Source organism: Methanosarcinales archaeon, assembly GCA_014859725.1.
Classification (GTDB): Archaea; Halobacteriota; Methanosarcinia; order Methanosarcinales; family Methanocomedenaceae; genus Kmv04.
This window is the reverse complement of the sequence record JACUTQ010000150.1, coordinates 1-5541: the sequence shown is the minus strand read 5'-3', so window position 1 is coordinate 5541 and position 5541 is coordinate 1. Positions and strand designations below refer to the sequence as shown.

Below are 5541 nucleotides of genomic sequence, written 5' to 3'. Positions count from 1 at the left end.
TTTAATATCGGAACTGATGAGTTGACTGAAATTAAAGATGGGCTGAATAGTTACGTTCCAACAAAAGAAGAAATAAAAAATTTGGAATATGTTGTTCATAATAGACTTGATTTTATAGGTCTTGAAACTCATTATTATGCAGATTCAAAATGTACAGGATGCGGAATATGTGAAAAAGTTTGTTTATCCAAAAAGATAAAATTGATAAATAAAAAACCGGTATGGCAAAATAATGTTAAATGTTTTAATTGCTACGCATGTATCAATTATTGTCCTATGCAATCTGCTCAAATCAAATCATTTACTGAAAAAAACGGAAGATACTCCCATCCATATGCAACATCAGATGATATTGCCAGACAAAAATATTTTATATCTATCTATTAGAGCTGATAACACCTAAATATTTTGTAAAGTCAAAAAGAAGATAGATTTATAATTCTTCTTGCTAACTATGTTTCAATCATGAGCGATCTTAAAATCCTAGTTGTTAACAATTACGGCCAGTTCTGCCACCTCATCCACAGGGCAGTGCGCGACCTGGATGTGGAGACCGGTATTATTGCCAATACCTTGAGTAATGAAGACATCCTTGCCAAGGAACCCGACGGTCTGATATTAAGCGGCGGACCTGCCATGGAACGCATCGGCCGGGCCGATGAGATGGTGAAGGAACTTGATCTGCCCATACTTGGGATCTGTCTTGGCCAGCAGTTAATAGCTGCAGCATTTGGTGGGGATATCGCCACCGGTATGAAGGGAGGCTATGCGGCAGTAGAAGTGGAAATATTAGACGAAGATGAAATATTAAAAGGGTTGAGACCCACCACCAGAGTCTGGGCATCCCATGCTGATGAGGTAACAGACCTCCCTCAGGATTTCACACGCCTGGCCCGCAGCAATGTATGTGAGATCGAGGCCATAAGACATAAGACAAAACCATTGTTCGGCGTACAGTGGCATCCTGAAGTAAGCCATACTGAAAAAGGGAACGAATTACTGCTGAACTTTTTTGAGGTGTGTAAGCAGAAATGATGGACCTGGTAATGGATACAGGTTATAAATTCAAGACCGGAAAAGAAACCCACCTATTTCTTAAAGAGGTATATAACCTGTCTGTGGATGGTGTGAATATATTTATTGACGATTTAAAGGAACCTGCCGGAATTGTAATACTCAGGTTCCGTGGTCAGGCAGATATATCAGGACTTGATAAACTGGCAGCCAACCTCGATGGGGAGAGGATGTATTTACCTAGAGACTGGAGAGTGCAGTTCATTGATTATGATCTGTTTTCGATCGAATGTTTTGATTGAGCTCAACACTTAAAAAAAAGATAGATTTTTGCCTGTTCAATCCAATCTTCAATTAATGTATCTAAGGGAGAAGATCTTTGCCGGGGAGGGCGAGATCAAAGCAGATACTGTGCTGGAACACTGCAGGATTGTAAATGTAAATACAAAGGAGATCCTGAATGCTGATATTGCTATAAAATCTGAATATATAACAGGCATTGGGGACGTTTCAGATCTGAAGGACACGCACACCAGAATCATTAATGTCAAAAACCGTTTTGTCTCTCCTGGTCTCATGGATGGGCATGTTCATTTTGAATCCAGTATGGTGACTTTAAGTCAATTTGCCAGAAAAGCTCTGGAACATGGTACCACCGGTATCGTCATTGATCCCCATGAGATCGCCAATGTACTGGGCAGACCTGGCATTGAACTGGTACTTGAGGAAGCAAGTACCCTGCCCCTGAATGTATTTGTTACTGTATCTTCCTGTGTGCCTGCTACCGCGTTTGAGACCTCGGGAGCGACTATTAATGAAGTCAATATAGAAGCGCTGATGGATAAGGATTTTGTGGTGGGGCTGGGAGAGATGATGGATTACCCGGATGTCCTGGGTGGAGATACCGACAAGATCAACATGATCGAAGCTGCACTCGGACGTAAACTGGTAGTGGACGGGCACAGTCCCGGACTTACCGGCCATGATCTGTGGGGGTATATGTGTGCAGGGCCATCCAGCGATCATGAATCCCTCACATATGAAGAGGGTTTGGAGAAACTGCGGCTTGGTATGAAACTGATGATAAGGGAAGGGTCGGCAGCCAAATCCATGGAAGATTTCCTGCCCAGATTAATAGCAGATGGTGTGTCGCTTCAGAACGTGTTTTTTGTTACTGATGATAAGCATCCAGAAGACCTGATTAAAGGGTATATGGATGTTCTTGTGAGAAAGGCTGTCCGGCTGGGCCTTGACCCCCTCGATGCAATATCTATGTGTACCATAAACACAGCCAGGCATTACAGGGTTGACCAGCTTGTGGGTTCAATTAGTATAGGGAAAAGAGCTGACCTTGTGGTTCTGGATGATCTTAAAGATTTTACTATTAATTCGGTGTTTGCCGGAGGTACTCCTGTTGAGGCATTTGTATCCACTTTCACATACCCGGATTATGTTTACGATACCGTAAAGTACAGGAATATCAAACCCGAAGACCTGCAAATAACGGACTATCCGGACAAAACCATCTCTGTAAATGTTATCAAGGTATTTCCTGACAGGATATTTACTGAGATGGTGAGGACAGAACTCAGCACTGATGGGACAGGTGTGCTGATGCTTGATATTGAGGCAGATATTCTGAGTACAGCTGTGGTCGAGCGTCATGGTAAGAACGGAAATATCGGGCTTGGTTTTTCCAGTGGTTTTAACTTGAAATCAGGGGCTTTTGGCCAGAGTATAGGACATGACAGCCATAATGTGATAGTGACAGGAACTAATCACAGAGATATGGCTCTTTGCGCTAATGTTATCAGTGAGATAAAAGGCGGCATTGTCTTAGTGGAGGACGGGCAGGTGCTTGATAGTCTGCCTTTACCCTTTGCGGGTCTGTTAAGTACCCGAACCGTAGAAGAGGTGGATAAGAACTTGGAGAGGTTGCATGAAAAGATCAAGGAGATGAGATGTACTCTCTCGGCCCCGTTTATTACACATTCTTTTATTACGCTTCCCGTAATACCTGAGATAAGGCTGACTGATATGGGATTATTTGATGTAAAAAGATTTGAGTTGATCAGTGTTGTGGCAGATTAATAAGATATGATTCTAATAATTTACTGGAATTAAGCTGATACTTCAGTGAGTGATTCTTCTTAGGATATCATACTTACTTTCGTACTTTGGACTAAAAATTCACTTGCACATCTGGATGTCCTGTTTCCTGGTTTATAATCATAGAAATAATTGGATTCATCACTTTTCCGATAATTTACCTTACCTGTGGGAACTTGAAGGATAAAGGCTATTCCTTTTCCAAAATCCTGGGTATCGTATTCCTGACCTTTATTACCTGGCTGTTTACCTCACTTCATGTAATGAAATTCGGATGGTTCAATGTAGTATTTTCCTTACTTGTCCTGCTATTGATAATGGCTCTGCTCGCTCGTAAAAAAAAAGTCGGTCTTGTAGAACTGTTCAGGGAAAATAGGCATATGATACTGAAAAATGAATTGGATCGTTGATGAGCAAAATATCTTCGAATGGTTCGTACATTATCCCTTTTATGAAATAAACAGGATCATTCCCTATTCCTTGATCTTCTATCCTGCATTCGTGTTTCTCCAGGGTGATCTTCACGGTCACATGATTTCCATTCCGTTCCAGGTGGCTTTTCTCTCGTACATCTACGGTACTGTTTTCAAAAAAACAGATCACGATAAGGATGATAGGGTCATCAGATTTATGGATTTATTGATACCAGGTATTTTTCCGGGGTTCTTTCTCCTGATCAATACCTGGAACGATCCCAGTTTTGTGATCTTTACAGGAGCGGCCATCGTGCTGGTGGCGTTCCAGGAAGGTGGAATTGATAAGAATGATATTATTTCTGCTCCCATCTTGAGAGGTATTTATAATTGGATAACAATTGTTCTCTTCAGCATTGTACTGTATTCCCCATACCTCCTGTTCAGCTCAAGCAGGGGCTTTCATGGTATCGGTATACTGGGCGGTAAGACCCAGTTGGTGGACTTTTTAGAGATATTTGCCTTGTTTATATTTGTTCTGAGCATTCTTATGTGGTGGCTGTCCCGAAACGATCTGAAATTCATGATTCGAACGGTCATAATTTCCTTTATCCTGGCAGTGATATCAGGCTTTCAGATTTTTGTCCTTCTATTTCCTATTATTCTGATATCGGGTAATTATTTGTGGAAAAATAGGGGGAAAATACCTGACCAGTTGACATTTATTTTATTACTGACAGTGACCGGGGCGTTTCTTGCGCTCTTCTGTGATCTGTTTTACATAAATGATTCGTATGGTCACCCGTATCACCGCATGAATACGATCATGAAAATCACCCTTGAGATATGGATTTTTCTGGGTATTGCTGCGGCCAATTCGTTATATTTCTTATTTGGGAGGCCATCAGGGAAAAAATTTACTTTTGGTAAATATATGGGGGTCCCGGATTTCATCGCTGACCGGTTTGTCCACAATAATTGGCTGGACAAGTCATGAACTCATGTGGAGAGGGAAATTTGTTGAAGATCATAAAAGAATTGATGATACGGACCTGATCTATAATTCTGAGGATAATGAAAAAACATTGGCATCCCAAGTTTGACAGATTCCATTAATTTTTAATGAAAATGTCTTCTATTTTGTCAGGAAAAACAATTTGACAGTTTAAAAAAATCAAGTTATAAAACCTAAAAAACTCCCTATTTTTACCAAGAATCACGTATTTTAATGCCAAAATTCAGATAAAACGAATTTTTTTCGCCATTTTTCAGCAAATACGCCTCAACTGTCAAATTCGTTAATGGATTTTCAGGTGATTTTGTCAGGCTGATCACTTAGCAATAGGTAGAGTTTCAATGTGTATGGAAATAAAATTTATTTCTTGATTATACCTGTTTTAACTGTCAAATTATAGGTCTAAAAATGAGTTAACAAACATAAAAATCGCATTCATGAAAGCGTAAGATATCTGTCAAATACTATGGGAGAAAAAGCATGAAAAAAACAGATTATAGTCCAGAAAAATGAATGTTACATTAGGCAATAAATCAAAGTGTCAAACTTGGGATACATATGCTGTGGAATATATCTACATCGGTGAAATTGAACGAAAAAAGTATTCTCCCAATGGATTGCAAAAGTTCAGCAGATACCATCAATTCTATGAACTGATATACGAATCAGAGGGTGTATCTATCTATGAGGTAAAATAACTGCAGGTCTATTAGAGATAAATTATTTAGCTGCTGCTGTACAACCTATTTGCCACAGGGGATTCACATAGTCTATCCAACAGGTATGAAGTTGATCTCCACGTGCTGCTCTGACAGTTGGTTCAGGACTGCCGTACCTCTTCAACCTGACTGCTATTCCCAATTGACGGTTGCTACTTCATTTTTCCACGCTTCTGGCTTTGTGAGTGCTTCTATTGTCTGGCTGTTCATTGAAGAAGGACCACATGGGGGCAGTAAGCTGGAATTTGAGCTGCGTAACATTAGTCATATA

The 5541-nt window shown here is 40.3% G+C and carries 6 protein-coding genes and 1 pseudogene; all 7 read left to right on the top strand.

The annotated features are described in order from the left end of the window. Positions 1-129: 129 nt before the first annotated feature. Positions 130-387, top strand: a pseudogene (locus IBX40_10690) (ferredoxin). A gap of 78 nt (positions 388-465) precedes the next feature. Further along, positions 466-1035, top strand: a complete 570-nt coding sequence (locus tag IBX40_10685; protein ID MBE0524784.1) for a GMP synthase subunit A — start codon at positions 466-468, stop codon at positions 1033-1035. Beyond that, positions 1032-1316, top strand: a complete 285-nt coding sequence (locus IBX40_10680) for a hypothetical protein (GenBank protein MBE0524783.1) — start codon at positions 1032-1034, stop codon at positions 1314-1316. Before IBX40_10685 ends, IBX40_10680 begins: the two co-directional genes overlap by 4 nt. Positions 1317-1371: 55 nt before the next feature. Continuing rightward, positions 1372-3105: an adenine deaminase gene (gene ade, locus IBX40_10675; protein ID MBE0524782.1), complete on the top strand. Its 1734-nt coding sequence runs from the start codon at positions 1372-1374 to the stop codon at positions 3103-3105. 194 nt (positions 3106-3299) lie between these two features. After that, positions 3300-3533 carry a hypothetical protein gene (locus tag IBX40_10670; GenBank protein ID MBE0524781.1) on the top strand — a complete coding sequence of 78 codons (234 nt, stop codon included), beginning with the start codon at positions 3300-3302 and terminating at the stop codon, positions 3531-3533. Beyond that, positions 3517-4533, top strand: coding sequence for a hypothetical protein (locus IBX40_10665; protein ID MBE0524780.1), 1017 nt, complete (start codon positions 3517-3519; stop codon positions 4531-4533). The genes IBX40_10670 and IBX40_10665 overlap by 17 nt, the downstream gene beginning before the upstream one ends. A 765-nt stretch (positions 4534-5298) precedes the next feature. Continuing rightward, positions 5299-5541: hypothetical protein (locus IBX40_10660; GenBank protein MBE0524779.1), on the top strand; the 243-nt coding region annotated here is incomplete at its 3' end.